15 protein-coding genes are annotated in these 17,318 nt (G+C 70.7%); 7 read left to right on the top strand and 8 right to left on the bottom strand.

The annotated features are described in order from the left end of the window. Nucleotides 1–63: 63 nt before the first annotated feature. Both ACVBEQ_RS02080 and ACVBEQ_RS02075 read left to right on the top strand, forming a co-directional pair. Nucleotides 64–2,025 carry a M13 family metallopeptidase gene (locus ACVBEQ_RS02080; protein ID WP_447151742.1) on the top strand — a complete coding sequence of 654 codons (1,962 nt, stop codon included), beginning with the start codon at nucleotides 64–66 and terminating at the stop codon, nucleotides 2,023–2,025. Nucleotides 2,026–2,135: 110 nt separating this feature from the next. Further along, nucleotides 2,136–2,480: a spore germination protein GerW family protein gene (locus tag ACVBEQ_RS02075; RefSeq protein ID WP_447151741.1), complete on the top strand. Its 345-nt coding sequence runs from the start codon at nucleotides 2,136–2,138 to the stop codon at nucleotides 2,478–2,480. Between the two features lie 15 nt (nucleotides 2,481–2,495). Here ACVBEQ_RS02075 and ACVBEQ_RS02070 read toward each other — a convergent pair whose 3' ends face one another. The 3 genes from ACVBEQ_RS02070 to ACVBEQ_RS02060 form a co-directional block, all read right to left on the bottom strand. After that, the gene (locus ACVBEQ_RS02070; protein ID WP_447151740.1) at nucleotides 2,496–3,104 is read right to left on the bottom strand and encodes a hypothetical protein; all 609 of its coding nucleotides are present in this window, start codon (nucleotides 3,102–3,104) and stop codon (nucleotides 2,496–2,498) included. Further along, nucleotides 3,101–3,526 carry a hypothetical protein gene (locus tag ACVBEQ_RS02065; protein ID WP_447151739.1) on the bottom strand — a complete coding sequence of 142 codons (426 nt, stop codon included), beginning with the start codon at nucleotides 3,524–3,526 and terminating at the stop codon, nucleotides 3,101–3,103. The genes ACVBEQ_RS02070 and ACVBEQ_RS02065 overlap by 4 nt, the downstream gene beginning before the upstream one ends. An 81-nt stretch (nucleotides 3,527–3,607) precedes the next feature. Further along, nucleotides 3,608–4,471, bottom strand: coding sequence for an NmrA family NAD(P)-binding protein (locus ACVBEQ_RS02060; protein WP_447151738.1), 864 nt, complete (start codon nucleotides 4,469–4,471; stop codon nucleotides 3,608–3,610). Nucleotides 4,472–4,560: 89 nt separating this feature from the next. Between ACVBEQ_RS02060 and ACVBEQ_RS02055 the strand changes: the two genes are divergently transcribed. Continuing rightward, the gene (locus ACVBEQ_RS02055) at nucleotides 4,561–5,283 is read left to right on the top strand and encodes a TetR/AcrR family transcriptional regulator (protein ID WP_447151737.1); all 723 of its coding nucleotides are present in this window, start codon (nucleotides 4,561–4,563) and stop codon (nucleotides 5,281–5,283) included. 61 nt (nucleotides 5,284–5,344) lie between these two features. Here the strand turns inward: ACVBEQ_RS02055 and ACVBEQ_RS02050 are convergent, their stop codons facing one another. After that, complete coding sequence (locus ACVBEQ_RS02050) at nucleotides 5,345–6,457, bottom strand: MBL fold metallo-hydrolase (protein WP_447151822.1); 1,113 nt, start codon at nucleotides 6,455–6,457, stop codon at nucleotides 5,345–5,347. 55 nt (nucleotides 6,458–6,512) lie between these two features. Then, on the bottom strand, nucleotides 6,513–9,389 hold the full coding sequence (locus ACVBEQ_RS02045; RefSeq protein WP_447151821.1) for an ATP-binding protein: 2,877 nt from the start codon (nucleotides 9,387–9,389) through the stop codon (nucleotides 6,513–6,515). Between the two features lie 141 nt (nucleotides 9,390–9,530). Between ACVBEQ_RS02045 and ACVBEQ_RS02040 the strand changes: the two genes are divergently transcribed. Further along, nucleotides 9,531–9,851 carry a hypothetical protein gene (locus ACVBEQ_RS02040; protein ID WP_447151736.1) on the top strand — a complete coding sequence of 107 codons (321 nt, stop codon included), beginning with the start codon at nucleotides 9,531–9,533 and terminating at the stop codon, nucleotides 9,849–9,851. An 11-nt stretch (nucleotides 9,852–9,862) separates the two neighbouring features. Next, entirely contained in the window at nucleotides 9,863–10,399 is a 537-nt protein-coding gene (locus ACVBEQ_RS02035; protein WP_447151735.1) for a YceI family protein, read from the top strand. 23 nt (nucleotides 10,400–10,422) lie between these two features. On the opposite strand, the gene ACVBEQ_RS02030 is transcribed toward ACVBEQ_RS02035, so the two are convergent. Then, the gene (locus ACVBEQ_RS02030) at nucleotides 10,423–11,520 is read right to left on the bottom strand and encodes a VIT1/CCC1 transporter family protein (protein WP_447151734.1); all 1,098 of its coding nucleotides are present in this window, start codon (nucleotides 11,518–11,520) and stop codon (nucleotides 10,423–10,425) included. Between the two features lie 47 nt (nucleotides 11,521–11,567). After that, nucleotides 11,568–12,800 carry an MFS transporter gene (locus ACVBEQ_RS02025; protein ID WP_447151733.1) on the bottom strand — a complete coding sequence of 411 codons (1,233 nt, stop codon included), beginning with the start codon at nucleotides 12,798–12,800 and terminating at the stop codon, nucleotides 11,568–11,570. A 76-nt stretch (nucleotides 12,801–12,876) separates the two neighbouring features. On the opposite strand from ACVBEQ_RS02025, the gene ACVBEQ_RS02020 reads away from it, so the two are divergent. Beyond that, nucleotides 12,877–13,425, top strand: coding sequence for a helix-turn-helix domain-containing protein (locus tag ACVBEQ_RS02020; protein ID WP_447151732.1), 549 nt, complete (start codon nucleotides 12,877–12,879; stop codon nucleotides 13,423–13,425). 82 nt (nucleotides 13,426–13,507) lie between these two features. Beyond that, on the top strand, nucleotides 13,508–14,110 hold the full coding sequence (locus ACVBEQ_RS02015) for a hypothetical protein (protein WP_447151731.1): 603 nt from the start codon (nucleotides 13,508–13,510) through the stop codon (nucleotides 14,108–14,110). Here ACVBEQ_RS02015 and ACVBEQ_RS02010 read toward each other — a convergent pair. Beyond that, nucleotides 14,095–17,310 carry a BTAD domain-containing putative transcriptional regulator gene (locus ACVBEQ_RS02010; protein ID WP_447151730.1) on the bottom strand — a complete coding sequence of 1,072 codons (3,216 nt, stop codon included), beginning with the start codon at nucleotides 17,308–17,310 and terminating at the stop codon, nucleotides 14,095–14,097. The genes ACVBEQ_RS02015 and ACVBEQ_RS02010 overlap by 16 nt on opposite strands. Nucleotides 17,311–17,318 lie beyond the last annotated feature (8 nt).

Below are 17,318 nucleotides of genomic sequence, written 5' to 3'. Positions count from 1 at the left end.
GCCAGCTCGACCCAGCAACGAGACCCAGCAGCTCGATCCAGCTGCGATGAAGGAGCCGACGACGTGACCGCGTTCCCGACTGTGACAGACGGTGCCGCGACCGTCCGCCCCCAGGACGATCTGTTCCGGCACGTCAACGGCGACTGGTTGGCGACCGCCGTCATCCCCGACGACAGGTCGATGGACGGCGCGTTCTACCGGCTGCGTGACGGGGCCGAGGCGGACAGCCGGGCGATCGTGGAAGAAACGGCCGCGGCAGCCGGGACGGCGGAGAGCGGATCTCCCGAGCAGCTGATCGGCGACCTGTACCGCAGCTTCATGGACACCGCAACGGTGCAGCGTCGCGGCCTCGAGCCACTTCGGGAACTGCTGGCCGTTGTCGACGGCATCACCGACCCGCGGGCCCTGGTGGAACAGGTCGGCCGGTTGCGGCGGGACGGGATGAGCGGCCCGTTCATCCTCGACATCGACAGTGACCCCGCCGACCCCGATCACTACGTGTTGAACCTGTACCAGGGCGGGCTGGGGCTGCCCGACGAGTCGTACTACTCGGGTGACCAGCACGCCGAGATCCGGACGGCCTACACCGGTTTCCTGCCGGAGATGCTGGACATCGCGGGAGTGGAGGATGCCGCCGACGCCGCCGGCCGGATCTACCGGTTGGAGACCGACCTGGCGGCGGGTCACTGGGACCGGGTGCGTTCCAGGGACAGCTCCCAGACGTACAACCCGAAGTCGAGGGCCGAACTCGGCGAGCTGATGCCGGCTGAGCTGTGGGATGCCTGGGTCGCCGGGCTCGGCGCCGACCCTGCGCTGCTCGACCAGGTGGTCGTCCGGCAGCCCGACTACGTCGCGGCCCTTGCCGCGCTCTTGACGGCCGACCGGCTGCCGGACTGGAAGGACTGGCTGCGCTGGCAGATCGTCCGGTCGTTCGCGCCCTTCGGCCCCGACGACCTTGTCGAGAAGAGCTTCGCGTTCTACGGGCGGACGCTGTCCGGGGTCCCGCAGCTGCGTGAGCGGTGGAAGCGCGGCGTCTCCTTCGTCGAGAGTGCCGCCGGTGAGGCACTCGGCCGGCTGTACGTCGAGCGGCACTTCCCGCCGGCCGCGAAGCAGCGGATGGACGAATTGGTGGCGAACCTGCTGGAGGCGTACCGGCGCGACATCACCGAACTCCCGTGGATGAGCCCGGAGACCAAGGCGCGGGCCCTGGACAAGTTGGCCGCCTTCACCCCGAAGATCGGCTACCCCGACCGGTGGCGTGATTACAGCTCGCTGGTGGTCCGGGCGGACGACCTCGCCGGCAACGCCCGGCGCGCCGCGGCATTCGAGCTGGACCGGCAGCTCGCCAAGATCGGCACCCCCGTCGACCGGCTCGAATGGTTCATGTCGCCACAGACGGTGAACGCCTACTACAACCCGGGGATGAACGAGATCGTCTTCCCCGCAGCGATTCTCCAGCCCCCGTTCTTCGATCCCGAGGCCGATGACGCGGTCAACTACGGCGGCATCGGCGCCGTCATCGGCCATGAGATCGGGCACGGGTTCGACGACCAGGGCTCCAAGTACGACGGCCGCGGCGCACTGCACGACTGGTGGACAGCCAGCGACCGCGAGGCGTTCGACGCGCTGACCCGCAAGTTGATCGACCAGTACAACGTCCTGGAGCCCGCGCAGACACCCGGGCATCACGTCAACGGCGCATTGACCGTGGGCGAGAACATCGGCGATCTCGGCGGTCTGGCGATCGCGTTCCAGGCCTGGCGGATCTCACTGGACGGACGACCGGCCGAGGTCATCGACGGGCTGACCGGCGAGCAGCGGTTCTTCCTGTCCTGGGCAACGGTCTGGCAGAGCAAGATCCGGGATGCGGAGTTGCTGCGGCTGCTGTCCATCGATCCGCACTCGCCCGCGGAGTTCCGGTGCAACCAGGTGGTCCGCAACCTGACCGAGTTCCACGAGGCCTTCGGTGTCCAGCAGGGTGACGGTCTCTGGCTCGACCCGGACGACCGGGTGCGGATCTGGTAGTCGCTTTCTGCGTGCTGGGGACCTTCTGCTCTTACGGGTCCGACCCGGGAGGAGAAGGGTGGGTGCCGAGGTGCGCCGACGAACCGCCGGCGCGAGCAAGGAGGCACACCATGAAGCTCGACGAGGTGTTGGGCTCAGCGCGAGACACCTTCACGGTCAAGAGGGTGTACGGCGAGCCGTACGAGAAAGGTGATGTCACCGTCATTCCCGCGGCGGCTGTCCGGGGCGGCGCCGGCGGCGGCAATGGCCACGACGAGAAGGGGGCAGAGGGTGAGGGCGGGGGGTTCGGCATGACCGGCCGACCGGCCGGCGCCTACGTCCTCAAAGAGGGCAACGTCAAATGGCTCCCGGCGGTGGATCCGAATCGGATCTTCCTGACCGTCGGAGCGGCGGTCATCGCCTATCTGCTGATGAGGCCCCGGATGGCCCGGGCTCGCGCTCTTCCACCGTCGTAGGCCGGTGCCGTTCGGTCAGTGATCGCGGCGTAGGCGTCGCCAGACGACAACCGTTGCCGCGCCAAGGATGACGGCCACGCCGAGGCCGATGATGACCACCATCGGGCCTGCCCACGAGTCGCGCGACGTTTCGACCGAAGCAGCAGGTTCCGGCGTTGGCGCGGTCGGCGTATCTGCGACCGGCGCGGTGCCGGTGCCGAGCGAGGCCAACGCACCGGCCGGGAGTTCATCGACGGCAACGGTTCCGCCGCACAGGTTGGCTGTCATCGTTGCGCCGTCGAGATATCCGACCACCAGATAACGCTGGTCGATCGCGAACGGAATACCGCAGGACGCGCTGTCCAAGGCCGACACCACGTCGAAGGTCCGGGTCACGTTGCCCTTCTGGACCCCATCGACCGCGAAGGTCCAGCGGACGGGGTCAGCTGAACTCGTGGGGTTCTGCGATCCGTCGCTGCTCTTCGCCGTTCCGGTGAAGACGATGTCTGCCGATGACACCTGATCAGTCAACGATTGCTGCATGCAACTGCAGGCATACGCGGTGCCCGAACCGACGACCGTCATGATTCCGGCGATGGCGACCCCGAGCAGAACCGCGATCGTCCTTTTCAGCATGGTCTTCACCGCTCTCCGGTGACGCCGACGGGGTCGTCGTCGGCGACCGGCCCGCCCAGTTCGCCCGATCCGTAGCGGTCCAGAACGGAAAGGACGCGCTGGCCCCATTTTTCGTGTGCCGATTGGCGTGTCATGCCGGCCGCGCGGCCGATTGTTGCCCAGGTTTCGCCTATCCGGCGCAGCTGAAGCACCTCCTCGAAGGGATCGAGTCCCGCCGCGAGCTGGATACGCATGTTCAGCAGTTGCCAGGCCCGTTGCCGTTCGAGGCCGACGCCGGTTGCCTGTTCCTGTTCCCACTCGCTGGTTCCCGGTACGGGACTGTGGCCGACCACGAGCCAGGCCTGACGCTGAGCTTCGGTCACCGCGGCAGTCTGAGCTGCCTGGGCGGCGTCTTCGACCGGGGTGCCCAGCGCGAATTCGATGAGTGACACGACGGCTCCTGTCAGGTAGTGCCTGACACGCTAGCCCTGGCCTTGCCGCTCTGCCAAGCCCTTTGACCGGGTCCCGGCCGGTCAGCTTCCGCCCAGGATTGTCTCGATCACGGAGCGGGCCGAATGCGGTCGCCGCCCGATGACCGATTCCAGGGTCGGATCCGTGACGGCGAATTCGCCCTGGCGTGCCGCACGGAACATGCCCAGCGTGAAATCTGCTGCTGCCGGTGGCATTCCATTGTCGACAGCCGCTGCCTTCCATTCGTCGTCGGCCACGACGACCCGCTCGATGCTGCGGCCGGTGATGTCGCTGAGGATGTCGGCCACGTCGGCGAAGGTCAGCATCTCCGATGCCGTGAGCGGCGCCGTGACACCATCGAGCACACCGCCGTCGGTGAGCGCCACCGCGGCAGCCTCGGCCAGGTCCGCGTGCGCCGTCCAGGACACCGGGCCGTCCTCGGGAAGAACGAGCCGGCCCGACTCGAGGGCCGGTGGGATGTAGTAGCCGAAGGTGGTCGCATAGAACCCGTTGCGCAGTGCGGTGAACGGGCTCCCCGAGCTTTGCAGGTACTGCTCGGTGGCCGCGTGGGTCAGCTGCGGCGGGAACAGCGACTCCTTCGATGCGGCCTGGTGGCTGGTGTACAGGATCCGCCGCGCGCCGGCCGCGCGGGCGGCGTCGATGGCCGCGAAATTGGCGGCGACCGCGTCGGCCCCGCGAATGGACGCGGAGATGACGAGTACCTGGTCAGCTCCTTCGAAGGCGTGTTCGAGGGTGGCAGGGGCGGTGAAGTCGCCCGACCGCACCCGTATCCCCCGGTCGCTGAGCGACGCGGCTTTCGCCACGTCGCGGACGCTGACGCCCAGCGTTTCCGCGGGAACGCGCGACAGCAGGCTTTCGACGATGCGAGCTCCGAGCTGCCCGGTGGCACCGGTGACGACGATCATGGTTCTCCCCAAGGTGTGTTTCCATCGCTAACACCACGACGGTAGCACGGGAAATAGCAACGGCAACAAGTCAGTGTTATCGTTGATCCATGACGAGAGCGCGGCCCGTACAAGCTCAGGGAGACGTTCGTTCGAGCATCGTCGACGCGGCATCGCGACTGCTGAGAACCGAAGGCGCCCATGCCGTCACGACCCGAGCCGTCGCCCAGGAGGCCGGGGTCCAGGCGCCCACCATCTACCGGCTGTTCGGCGACAAGGACGGCTTGATCGACGCCGTCGCCGAGCACGTCATGGCCCTGTACGTCAACGACAAGACCGATGCCGCAGCCAGGCCCCACACCGACCCGGTCGCGGATCTGCGGGACGCCTGGCGAGCGCACATCGAGTTCGGTGTCGCGAACGCCGAGCTGTATGCGCTCCTCAACGCGCCTGGCCGCGGCTCCCGCTCACCGGCCACGGCTGCGGGCATCGAGGTGCTACGGGCCCGGGTGCGACGCATCGCGGCAGCGGGTCAGCTGCGCGTCGACGAACAACGCGCCGTCGACATGATTCACGCTGCCGGCACCGGAACCGTGCTGGCTCTGCTGGGCTCGCCCCCGGATGACCGGGACCCCGGCCTCTCCGAGGCGGTGTTCGACGCCGTTGCCGCCGCGATCCTCGCCTCGGCGCCGGTCACCCAGGACACCGACGTGAGCACGGTGACGGTGCTGTTCCTGACCGTGCTGCCCGACCTTCCGGGCCTCACTGATGCCGAGCGCACGCTGATGGCGGAATGGATTGCCCGATCTCTCGCTCAGCTGCGGCGGGGGTAGGCGCGGACTCTCGATTGCGGAGCATCGGGCCGGCTACAGCGACCGGACGTGCCGCAATCGGTCACTGCGACGGCGTGCCGAGCGTGCGCCACCATGCATCGTCGTCGTGATCATCAGCGCCCAACGTGGCCAGGTCCCCGAGGCGCTCGCCCGGCCGCGGGATCGCGATCCGAATGTCCTTGCCCGCGGCCAGCAGTCGCTCGACCGGCTCGCTCCACGAGTGCAGGGCCAGATCGAAGGTCGCCCAATGGATCGGGACGAACAGGCCGGCCTTCAGATCGAGGTGCGCCTGCACGGCCTCCTCCGGATTGAGATGGATGTCGGGCCACTGGTCCCCGTAGGCGCCGATCGGGAGCACGGCGACGTCGAACGGTCCGTACCGCTCCCCGATGCCGGAGAACGCAGCGGTGTAGCCGGTGTCCCCGCCGAAATACACGCTGTGCTCGGGGCCGACGATCGCCCATGAACACCAGAGGGTGGTGTTGCGGCGAAGCCCCCGTCCCGAGAAGTGCCGGGATTCGGTGCAGGTCACCGTCAGCCCGCCGACCGTCGCCTCGTCATCCCAGTCGAGCTCGATGATCCGGTCCTCCGGGACCCCCCAGCCGCGCAGGTGCGCGCCGATGCCGAGCGGCACCAGGAACGGTGCCTGCTGGTGTGCAAGCAACTCGCGCACCGTCGGCAGATCCAGGTGGTCGTAGTGGTCGTGGGAGATGACGATCGCGTCCAGCACCGGGAGATCCCCGATGCCGATCGGCACCGGGTGCAGCCGGGCCGGCCCCACCACCGGTGACGGCGACACCCGCTCGCCCCACACCGGATCGGTGAGCACGAACCGGCCGTCGATCTCCAGCAGCGCCGTCGCATGGCCCAGCCAGGTGATGGCCAACTCGGCGGCCGCGGCAGGTGGTGCGGTACTGACCAGAGGCACGGCTCCCGGCGGCCTTCCGGCGCCGCGATGCCGGATCAACGCCGGCAGCATCGACGCCATCTCTCCGGGCGCCAGGACGTGTGACGGTTCGGTGTTGTGGAAGGCGTCGTCAGTGAAGTGGGGCGACCCTGCCGCGTACGGGCGGATTTGCGCCCGGCTGGCGCCGAGCGAGGTCGGCAGGTCACGCGTCGCGCGGCCGAGCCCGGTCAAGGTGGCGAGGGTGGCGGCGGCCGCGGTGGCGGTCAGCGCGACGGCGCCGGCGGAGGGTCGACGACTGGAGGGGGTGCTCACCCCACCAGTGTCACCCCTGCGCCGCTTGTCCCTTCTGTCGCGCTGCCTCCGAGGGTGTCCTCCGGTCAGCGGCCCACAGCACGATCTCCGTCCTCGACGCGAACCCGAGCTTGCTCAGGATGTTCCGGACGTGGCTTTCCACCGTCCGTTCGGAGAGGAACAACCGCTCGGCGATGGCGCGGTTCGACAGCGACGCACCGACCAGACCCGCGATCTCCGATTCCCGCGGGGACAGCGCCGGACCGGCCGGCCGTGCCGTCGCGAGGTCGGCCAGCACCGCAGTCGCGAAGGCCAGCGGCCCCGGCATGTCGAGCCGGCGGAATTCCCCGGTCGCATCGGTCGCCAGGACCCGGGCCTCCGTCAGATCGGTCGGGTTCCCCTGTCCCCCAATGGTTCTCGCTAGCAACGCCTGGGCGAGGCCGAGCCGCGCCAGGGCCGTTGCGGGGCGCGCGCCGATCCGGGCGTTCATCGCGATGGCGTCACGGAACAACCGCACTGCCTCGTCGACCCGCCCCGCCGTGAGCGCAAAGGTACCCAGCCAACCCGAGTTCGAGCCGTAGTAATAGACCGCCCCCGAGCCGTCGCCGCTGTAGTAGAGGGCGTCGGGCGCCAGCCGCTCATACACCGTGTCGGCGACCTCGGCATCGTCGAGAAGTACGGCTGTCAAACCGATCTGGGCCAACGTCGCGGCCCACCGGACGCCGACGGGATAGGTCCGGGGCAGGTCGCGGAACGACTCGAAGCAGGCGCGGGCGGCAGCGGTGTCGCCGGCCAGCGCCAGAGCCATGACCCGGCCGACCTTGACCAGCGGAAGCGGAGGTGAGTGTTCGATCGCCCGCATGAAGTCAGGCGGGAGTTCCGTGGGGTCACCGCGGACCTGGGCCAGCTGCAGGCTGAACGCGTATGACATGCCCGCCAGCGACAGGTCGCCCATCCGGTGAGCCAGTTCGGTGGCGTGCCGGTTGTGCGTCCGGGCCAGCGCGAAGTCACCGGTCAGCGCCGTGCGGGCGGCGAGCATCCGGTGGTGATGCCAGCGGGCCAGGGCGGAGCGCCGGCGGGTGGCGATCTCATCGATACTGTCGATCTCCCGGTCCACCTCGACGAGGTTGCCCACCTGGTGTGCGGCGTCCGCCCGCCAGAGGTGTCCCCACATGGTGGCCAACGGGCGGTCAGCGTCCTTCCCGAGTTCGACGGCACGCCTGCCGAGCTCCAGCCGCTCGGTCACCATGTTCGGGACGGCGATCGCCAGATGACGCGCCGCGAGGGCCTCGAGGATCGCGACGGGATCGCCGGTCGCCTCGGCGGCGGCCAGTGCACGGGCCGACCGCTCCTCGGCGAGGGATCCGCCTTCGTCCTCTGCGGTTGCGGCGGCGATCTGGACGAGCAGCCTGGCCGTGGTGACCGGAGCGTCGTCCGATGCCGCCAGGGCACGCTCGCACAGGGCGCGGATCCGGCGGTTCAGGACGGGTGTCCCGATGCCCTGGATGACAAGGCCCGCCGCCGCCATCAGGTCGGGCCGCCCGGCCGCCAGCGCGAGATCACTTGCGCGCGTGCAGGCATCGAGGCTCGCGTCGATGTTGCCCGCTGCGAAGTACGCCTCCGCGGACATCACGGTCAACTCGGCGAGATCAGCGGCGGACTCGCCACTTTCGGTGGCGCAGCGGAGCGCAAGCTCGGCGAACCCGGCCGCATCCTCGTAGGCGAAGGCCGAGCCGGCCTGTCGCGCAGCAAGTTTCGCCCACCGCAGGCAGTGCGCGCCGGCGTCCGCACCGGTTGCCCGTCGCCAGTGGTTGGCGATGATGCCCGCGGCGGGTTCTGCGGCGACGGACTCTGCAGCGACGGACTCGAGGGCCGTCGCGCACCGGCGGTGCCATCGCCCGCGGGCGGACGCCGGGAGATCGGCATAAATGGCGTCCCGTACTAGCGCGTGCGCGAAGGCGAACTCCCCCGGGGTGGTCGATTCGCGCAGAACCCCTGCGCCGACGGCCGTCTGGAGCGCGTCCGTCGCCGAGGAGACCGGTTGATCGACGATGGTGGCCAAGATGCCGGGATCGAGTCGTTCGCCGAGCACGCTCGCCGCGGCCACCGCCTCCCTGCCCGATGGGTCAAGGGCGGCGGTCCGGGAGGCGATCAGCCGCCGTAGATCGGCCCGGCCTGCCAGCAACCGGTCCACCGCTCGCGGGTCGGCCCCGGCGTCGATCGACGACAGGGCCTGCGTGACCAGTTTGACCAGCAATGCATTTCCGCCGGTGCGCTCGCGGAGCGCCGCTGCCAGGTCATCAGCCGCCCGAAAACCGGAGGCATCCAGCCAGGTGTGGATGTCGGCCGCGCGAAGGCCCTCCAGTGCGATCGTCGTGACATTGCGGGCGCGGGCAAGGTCGGCGAGAGCGTCCGACAGCGCGCCCGGCGTCTCCTGCCGGTAGGTCACCACCACCAGCAGATTCGACCGCTCGAGCTCACCGGCAAGGTGCCGCAGGAGAGCGACCGACGTCCGGTCCGCCCAGTGCATGTCCTCCAGGACGAGCAGCACACCTCGCTGCCGGCTCACCTCGACGATCCGCTCGCACACGTCCATGAACATCACGAAGCTCGTCCGGGCGTCCTGCAATCCCGCACCGTCCGGACCGGTATCCAGTGCGGACGTCACCTCCGGCCAATCACGACAGGCCCGCTGCCACGGCCACAACGCGGGCGCGCCGGCGTCCTCGACCGCGTAGCCCCACGCCGGCTGCAGTTCCCGGTCCGCTGCTCTCTCGGCGACGGCCTGGACGAATCGGCTCTTGCCGATGCCCGGATCACCGCTGACCAGCAACAGGCCACCGGCGCCCGCCACGGCAGCACCGATCGCGGCGTCGGCGGCGGCCATCGCGGTCTCCCGACCCACCATGAGGTCCACGTCCGAAGTATCCCGGGTGACGGCCCGACATCAGTAGCGGAATTCAGTACCGGAACTGCGTACCGGCACTGATGGCACGGCGCGCGATCCGGCCGATTCTCGACGTCACCACTTCGAGCACCGGGAGGATCCATGTACGCACAACTCACCTACTTCGACGGGCCGCGGACGCCAGAACTGGTCGCAGCCGCCGACCGTGCCGGCCGGGAACGCATCGAGCCGGCGATCATGGCCCGCGCCGACCTGCGCGACGACCTGGTCGCGGTCTACAACCTGCGCCGGCCCGATGGAGGCCAGATCACTGTCGTCATCGCCGAGCACGAGCAGACCCTGGACGAGACGGCGAACGTGATCATGAGCACCTCGCTGCTCCCCGGGGAGGACGCCGCGCTCCTCCCGGGACCGGACCGCGTCGAGCGGTACCAGGTCGTCCACACCGCCGTCGGCGCATAGGGACTGACGACATGGACACCTCGGCAACTCGACAGTCCGGCAGCCTCGCGACCGGTCAGTGGGCCATCGTCCCGCGGAGCAGCACAGCAGGATTCGCGGTGCGCAACTTCGGCCTGAACACCGTTCGCGGCATCGTCCCGATCAGGTCGGCGACCGTTGTCTGCGACGGCGACGGAACGGGCGGCCGGGTGACGGCCGTGCACGCCGAACTCGACCTGGCCGGGATCAACACCGCGAACACCCGCCGCGACAAGGACCTACGTGGCAGCCGCCTGCTGGACACCGACCGGTACCCGCGGTTGACCTTCGACTGCACCGAAGTGCGGACCACCGCCGACGGCTGGCGGCTGGCGGGCACGCTGAGCGCGCACGGCACGAGCACCGCCGTCACGGTGGACGCCGTCCGCCACGCAGGACCGGTCAACGGCCTGCTGACGGTGCGCGCGACCACCAGCTTCGACCGTCAGGAACTCGGCATCACGGCGCCGCGGGTGCTGATCGGGCACCGGGTCGCCGTCGAGGTGGAAGCCCAGTTCCGGGTGGGTTGAACCCTGGGCCGATGGAGAACGCGTCAGCCCAGGGTGGCGCCGAAGGCCAGCCCCAGTCCGTAGGTGATGGCCGCCGCACCGAGCCCGATCGCCAGCTGCCGCAAACCCCTGCGGAGCGGCGGACCACCGGACAGCACGCCGACGATGGCGCCGGTCAGCAGCAGAGCCAGGCCCACCAGCACCACGGCGGTGACCAGGGTCGCCGTCTCGTTCAGCCCGAACAGGAACGGCAGGACCGGGATGGCGGCCCCCGTCGCGAAGAAACAAAAGCTCGAGAGCGCCGCGCCGATACCGGTTCCCACGACGTCATGCCCATCACTCGAGGCATCCCCGGGATGCTCGAGCCGGCCGGGGTGATTCTGCAGCAACTCAGCCGCGAGTTCCTCGGCCTCCCCGGGCGGCATCCCGCGGGCCCGGTAGACCAGGGCGAGTTCGTTGGCGTTCACGTCCAACTGCGGGACGGCGGTGTGCGCGGACGGTCCGGGAGTCGACGCGGCCAGCAGTTCGCGCTGCGACCGGACGGAGACGTACTCCCCGGCACCCATCGAGAGCGCACCCGCCAGCAGCCCGGCCAGCCCGGTCAGCAGCACCGCCTCCGTCGAGACGCCGCCGCCGCTGACCCCGAGCACGAGCGCGAGGTTGCTGACCAGGCCGTCGTTGGCGCCGAAGACGGCCGCCCGGAAGGTGCCGGAGACCCGCGCCCGGCCGCGGGCCGCCAACCCCCGGACGACCTCTTCGTGCACGCGCTCGTCGGCCGCCATCGCCGGGGTCGCATCGGAGTCGTGCTCGTACGGTGACCTCGTCTCCGCCCGCTGCGCCAGCGCGAGAACGAAGACCGAGCCGAAGTGCCTGGCCAACCACGCAAGCACCCGCATCCGGACGTCCCCGCGCTTGGCGGGGCCGACGTCGTCGCCGAGCAGGTTGGCCCAGTGCGCCGCGTGCCGCTCCTCGGCGTCGGCGAGTTCGAGCAGGATCTCCCGTTCCTCGCCCGTCCGCCGGCCGGCCAGATCGCGGTAGACCTTGGACTCCTCGCGTTCGTCGGCGAGCCGGCCACGCCACTTCCGGAGGGCAGCCGGCGTGGCCGCCCGGGAGCGCTGAGGATCGCCCGCTGACGTCGACATGCGGCCAGTTTCCCAGATTCGACCGCCTCTCCCGACCTTCCGATCGTTCACTCGGCAGCCTGCTCGGCCCGGTCGATCGCGGCGTCGGTGAGCACCGGCATCAGGGCGAGCAGGGCGAGCGTCGCGACCCCCATGACGGCGAAGACCGCGCGCAGCCCGAACAGGTTGGCGAGCACGCCGGCGAGCACCGCGCCCACCGGCAGGGATCCCCACGCCACCAACCGGTAGCCGCTGTTCACCCGGCCGAGCAGCCGGTCGGGGCTGATCCGCTGGCGCAGCGAGACGGTGATGACATTCCAGAGCACGATCGTGAAACCGCCGACGAACGAGACGCCGCCGATGACGAACGGATTGGCGGTCAGCGCCGGCACCCCCGCCATTGCGGCGCCGGCGACGATCGTCAGCACCAGCGATCGGGAGCGGCCCAGGCGTCGTTCGATCCGGTCGGCGATCACCGACCCGAGCAGTCCGCCAACGGCGCCTGCGGTCAGCAACAGCCCGAATTCGGGATCGGTCAGCCCGCCCGCGGAGCCCGGACCGACGAGGTACAGGACGAGCACCGCGAATGATCCGTTGATCGTCAGGTTCTGGACGCCGGTCATCACCGCCAAGGTGCGCAGCACCCGGTTGCCCCAGAGGTAACGCAGGCCCTCGGCGATGTCCGCGCGCAGGGTGGTGCGCGCGGCTCGTTCGATCCGGAACGACCCGTGGATGAACAGCAACGCGCCGATGGCCAGCAGCCACAGGGCGGCCGGCGTCACGAATGCGACGCCGACTCCAAGGACGACCAGGACGCCGCCGAGTGGTGGTCCGATGAACTGATTGGCGGTGAGCTCCGCCGCGTACAGCCGCCCGTTCGCCTTCGAAAGCTGATCACGGGCAATAACCTTCGGCAGGAAGGACTGCGCGCACGTGTCGTACACCGTCTCCGCGGCGCCGACCCCGAACGCGACGACGAACAGTGCCCACAGCGCACCGACGTCCAGCCACAGGGCGACGGCCAGGGCTGCCAGCAGCGTCGCGCGCACCGCGTTGGCGCCGAGCATTGCCACCCGCCGGTCCCACCTGTCCGCAAAGGCGCCGGCCGGCAGCGCGAACAGCAGCCACGGCAGGGTCAGCGCGAAGGCCAGCCCGGCGATCAGCGTGGGAGACTGGGTGTACCGGATGGCGACCAGCGGTAGCGCCACCTTGAGGACGCCGTCCGCGAGGTTGGACAGGCCCGATGAGACCCACAGCCATCGGAATCGCGGGCCGAGAGGGGCAGCCGCGGCGCTTCGCATCGGTGAAGACTCGCAGGGCGATGGAGAAAGTTCAAGGTGGTGGGAGTTATTCCATCGACGCGCTATTCTGCGGCGCATGACGCCTGACGACGTCCCGCCCGCGGGCGCAGCGGTTCACCGTCCGGCGGCGTCCGTCCGCGAGGCGAAGGCGGTGGCACACCCGCTACGGCTGCGCATCCTCCGGCTGTGCCGGCATCAGGCGATGACGAACAAGGAACTGGCCGACCGGCTGGGCCGCGACCCGGGCACGGTGCTGTACCACGTCCGCCAGTTGCTGGCGGTCGGCTTCCTCGAGGCGGCTCCTGTCCGCGCGGGCAGCAGCGGCGCGTTGGAGAAGCCGTACCGGGCGACCGGGCGGACCTGGAGGATCGACACCGGGCAGACCGGCACCATTCCCGGCGGCGCGCTGGCGCCGATCGAGGCGTTCCAGGAGGAGCTCGCGGAGGCCGGTCCAGGGTCGATCGACAAGATGTCCCGCTTCGTGCTGCGGCTCTCCGCCGAGGACGCCGAGGATCTGGGCGGCAGGATCCTCGCGATCCTGGACGAGTACGTGGAATCCGACGACGCCCGTGACGGCCTGCCGGCGTACGGCGGGATCTTCGTGCTGCACCGGCTCGCGGAGTAGCCCGGTACGCGTTGAGTCGGCCTCAAGCATCTCTTCAGCGGCGCCTTCGACACTGGGTGCACCACAACTTGCGGAGGATGCTGTGCGTTTCGGAATTGCTCTGCCACCTGGCGGCCCGCTGGCCGCCGGGACCGCGGTCGAGGCTGCTGCCCGGGCGGCGGACGAGCTCGACTACTCGTCCGTCTGGGCCGCGTCGCTCCAGCAACTGCTGGCGGTGACCGCGGCCGCGGACCGGGTGCCGACCGGCCTGGTCGCCACGGGTGGTGAGGCGTGGGGAGAACTGGGCGCGGATGCCACCCGCCTGGTGGGCTCCCGGCTGCGGTACGTCGGTGGACCGCCCGGGGCGCTGCTGGCCGCCCGGCGGGCGCTGGTCGGGCCGCTGCTGCTGGACACCTCCGACACCGTTCCGATCGCTGGGCTGCCGATCGACGGCTGGAGCCCGAGTCTCGCGTCGCCGCTGGTGCTGCCGCGCCGCCCGGCCGGGTCGCGGTTGCTGCTCGTCGTGCGGATGGCGGGCAACGCGACGACGGCCGACCTGCGCGCCGCCCTGGCCGGGCGGGTCGACGAGCTGGTGGTCGGGTTGCCGGAGGCGGACACCCTCGACGAGCAGCTCGCCGGGTTCGCCGACGTCGCGGAACGGCTCGCAGCGATGGTCCAGACCGGGGTCGGTCAGCCGGCCCGTTGACGGTTCCGGAGCTGCGCCGCCTCGTTCTCGATCCGGGCCAGGGCGCCGTAGCTCTCGTGTTCGGTGGCCACGGCCGCAGCCAGTCTGATCGCCTGCTCCGCTGCCTCGTGGTCCCCTTCCGCCGCCGCGAGGTGGGCCGCCGCGAGTTCGACGAACGGGCGGTAGGCGAGTTCCCAAGCGGTGGCCAGCTCGGTCCTGGCCTCCACCAGGAGACGGCGCGCCGCATCCAGCGCGCCGGCCTCGACCAGCGCCTGCGCGGCAGCCGCGTAGATGCCGGAGAGCATCGTCCGGCCGCCGCCCTGCCGCATGTGTTCCTGCCCGAGCGTCAGCAGGGCCATCCCGGCGTCCAGGTCCTTGCGCTGGAGCAGGCTCACCGCTGTGTAGAGCTCGGCGGATGCGGACCAGAAGGAGAGGAGCATGTCCGGGTCCGCGGCCGTCATCCGCTCCGCGAAGACCCGAAGATCGTCCCGGTCGCCGACGGCCAGCGATGCCGCTGCCCCGAACAGGCTGATCACCATCCGACCGAACGGCAGATCCTGCGCGAGGTATTCATGCTCCAGCCCGGCCCGGTCCAGGCCCTCGGTCATCGCCTTGGCCCAGTACCGGTAGCCCCTGCTGGTGAGGAAGCCGTTGAGGTAGAAGCCCGCCTCCCGCGCCTCGCCCGCCTCGGTGAACTTCTGAATCGCCCGTTCAATGTGCTGCTTCGAACTCTGCATCCGGCCGAAATGCCGCTCGCTGAAGCCGCGCATGGAAGCGACGCCCGCCTGCAGCAGCGGGTCGTCGATGTCCGCGATCAGTGCCTCCGCTTCCTGCACCAGCCGCTCGGCACGATCGGGCCGTCCGCCGGTGTCGCAGCCCGCCCAGTCGGCCCAGATCACGTCGAGCAGGATGTCCGGCCGATCCGTCGACTGGGCAAGCTCACGGGCGCGGCGGATCAGCGTCGAGTCGGCGTTGACGGCATACCCGTGCAGGGCGGCGTTGACGAAGCCGAGCTGGCGCAGCACCCGCAGCTCGGCGAGCGCGCCCTGTTCGCCCGCCGCGCGGTACAGGGACCCGGCGCGCTCGAGCAGGGATTCGGCGCTGACCAGGGCTTGACGCTTCAAGGCAACTTGCGCTGCGCGTTCCAGGGCTTGCGCGGCGCGGCCACTCGCGCCGACCGCAGCCGCATGCCAGAGGTGGTCGGCGATGATCTCCGCGGTGTCGTCGTTCTCGCCGACCGCGGCCAGCAACCCGTCCGCCGCGCGCAGATGCAGGCGTGCCCTGCGCAGCGACGACAACCCCTCGGACAGCGCCTCCCGGACCAGTGCGTGGGTGAACCGCACGGCGCCGGGGGCCGTCGGGGGTATCTCCAGCAGTCGATGCAGCAGGGCCGGGTCCAGGTCGTCCAGGCACTCGTCCAGCGGGCGGTCGGCCACGGCGGCGAGCAGCTCCACGTCGACCTGCCGGCCGAGGACGGCGGCCACCTCCAGCAGCCGACCGGTCGCCGGCGGAAGCCGGCTCACCCTGCGCCGCAACACGTCCCGGACCCCGTTCGGTACTGCCGCCGCGCGGACCGCGGCCGCGCCGCGCACGCCCTGCTCGCCGATCATCCGGGCCAGCTCGGTGGTGAAGAACGGGTTGCCCTCCGAGCGGGCGTGCACCGCACTGACCACTTCCGGCGGCATCGGCGTGCCGGTGGTGCGGGCCAGCAGTTCGCCGGATTCTGCGGGTGTCAGGCCGCGCAGGCTGATCCGTCTGGTGCCGGGCTGGCGGGTGATCTGCGCCAGGGCCTCCACCACGGCGTCGTCCCGGCCGACCTCCAGGGCCCGCACGGTCGTCACGATCAACACCGGGGCGGCGCCGATCCGCGGGCCGAGGCCGCTGAGCAGATCCAGCGAGGCGGGGTCGGCCCATTGCAGATCCTCGAGCAGGATCACCAGGCCATGGTCGCCGGCCAGCGTCGTCACGGTCTCGGCGACGCTGTCCGCGACAGCGGCGGCGACGACGCTCGGTGCTGGGCCGGCCAACATCTGGCCGGTCCCGTCGAGGAACAGCCCGGCCGCGTCAGGCAGCGACGCCGGCTGGTGATCGGCGGTGCGGAAGAGCTGCAACCAGGGTCCGTAGGCGGGGGCGGCACCGCTCTCCAGCGTGCCGGCCGACAGCGATGCCGCGCCCGTTGCCGCAACCAGTTGCAGGGCCTCCTGCGCCAGGCGGGTCTTCCCGATGCCGGGCTCGCCCTCGATCACCACATAGCGGCAACCGCCCCCGGACAGGGCCTCCGCGACGGCCGCCGCGACGGCCGCCCGCTCGGCCTCCCGGCCGATCAGTGGGTCGGTCTGCGGCGCGCCTCGCTGCTGCTCGCGATGCGTTGCCGGGCCGGGACTGTCCCGTGCTGCCGCGTCGGCGGATGGGGGGTCCGTTGCGCCGACGGGTGACGGTGCAGGCTCCGCAGGGAGGTCCAGGTCCAGTCCCGGGTCCTGATCCAGGATGCGGGACTGCAGTGCGCGGAGCTCCCGACTCGGCTCCAGGCCCAGCTCGTCCCGCAGGATGCGGCGGCCCTCGTCCAGCACGGACAGGGCGTCGGCCTGCCGGCCCGAGCGGTACAGCGCCAGGGCCAGCAGGGCGCGCATCCGTTCGCGCAGCGGCGAGTGGCCGACCTCCTCGTACAGATCGGCGACCACCGCTGCGGCGCGGCCACGGCGCAGTTCCGCGTCGTACAGATCCTCGGTGGCGGCAAGGCGGCGTTCCCCGAGCCGGGCCGCCGCCGCCCTGACGAAGTCGGCGTCGGCGTCCCCGAGGACGTCCCCGTGCCAGAGCGCGAGGGCGTCGGCGAGCACCGCCGCGGCGCCCGCGGCGTCGCCGGCCGCCAGCAACCGGCTGCCCTCGTCGGCGAGCCGCTCGAACTGGCGTGCATCGACCTGTTCCGCGGCAACGTCCAGTCGGTAGCCCGACGCCTCGAACCGCAGCCGCCGGGAATCCGTCGGTCCGAGGGCGCGCCGGAGCCGCGAGATGTAGGTCTGCAGCGTCGCGCCCGCCCGCTCGGGTGGCTCGGGTCCCCACAGCGTTTCCAGCAGGGCGTCCGCCGGGACGATCCTGCCGTCGGCCATGACCAGTCGGGCGAGGACGAGCCGGGGCATCGGACCGCCCAGATCGATGGCGTCGCCGTTCGGGCGCCGCACTTCCAGGGGTCCGAGCACCTGGAAGGACAGTGCGTCCGGCACCGCTGGAC

The organism is Nakamurella sp. GG22 (assembly GCF_052976845.2).
Note: the sequence above shows the minus strand (reverse complement) of the source record. Positions and strands in the feature narration are given on the sequence as shown.

What these genes read in the sequence shown, in the direction of transcription:
- ACVBEQ_RS02075 (WP_447151741.1), top strand. Translation starts at nt 2,136, where the DNA reads ATGAAGCTCGACGAGGTGTTGGGCTCAGCGCGAGACACCTTCACGGTC.
- ACVBEQ_RS02060 (WP_447151738.1), bottom strand. Translation starts at nt 4,471, where the DNA reads ATGATCGTCGTCACCGGTGCCACCGGGCAGCTCGGAGCTCGCATCGTC.
- ACVBEQ_RS02055 (WP_447151737.1), top strand. Translation starts at nt 4,561, where the DNA reads ATGACGAGAGCGCGGCCCGTACAAGCTCAGGGAGACGTTCGTTCGAGC.
- ACVBEQ_RS02045 (WP_447151821.1), bottom strand. Translation starts at nt 9,389, where the DNA reads ATGGTGGGTCGGGAGACCGCGATGGCCGCCGCCGACGCCGCGATCGGT.
- ACVBEQ_RS02040 (WP_447151736.1), top strand. Translation starts at nt 9,531, where the DNA reads ATGTACGCACAACTCACCTACTTCGACGGGCCGCGGACGCCAGAACTG.
- ACVBEQ_RS02035 (WP_447151735.1), top strand. Translation starts at nt 9,863, where the DNA reads ATGGACACCTCGGCAACTCGACAGTCCGGCAGCCTCGCGACCGGTCAG.
- ACVBEQ_RS02030 (WP_447151734.1), bottom strand. Translation starts at nt 11,520, where the DNA reads ATGTCGACGTCAGCGGGCGATCCTCAGCGCTCCCGGGCGGCCACGCCG.
- ACVBEQ_RS02025 (WP_447151733.1), bottom strand. Translation starts at nt 12,800, where the DNA reads ATGCGAAGCGCCGCGGCTGCCCCTCTCGGCCCGCGATTCCGATGGCTG.
- ACVBEQ_RS02020 (WP_447151732.1), top strand. Translation starts at nt 12,877, where the DNA reads ATGACGCCTGACGACGTCCCGCCCGCGGGCGCAGCGGTTCACCGTCCG.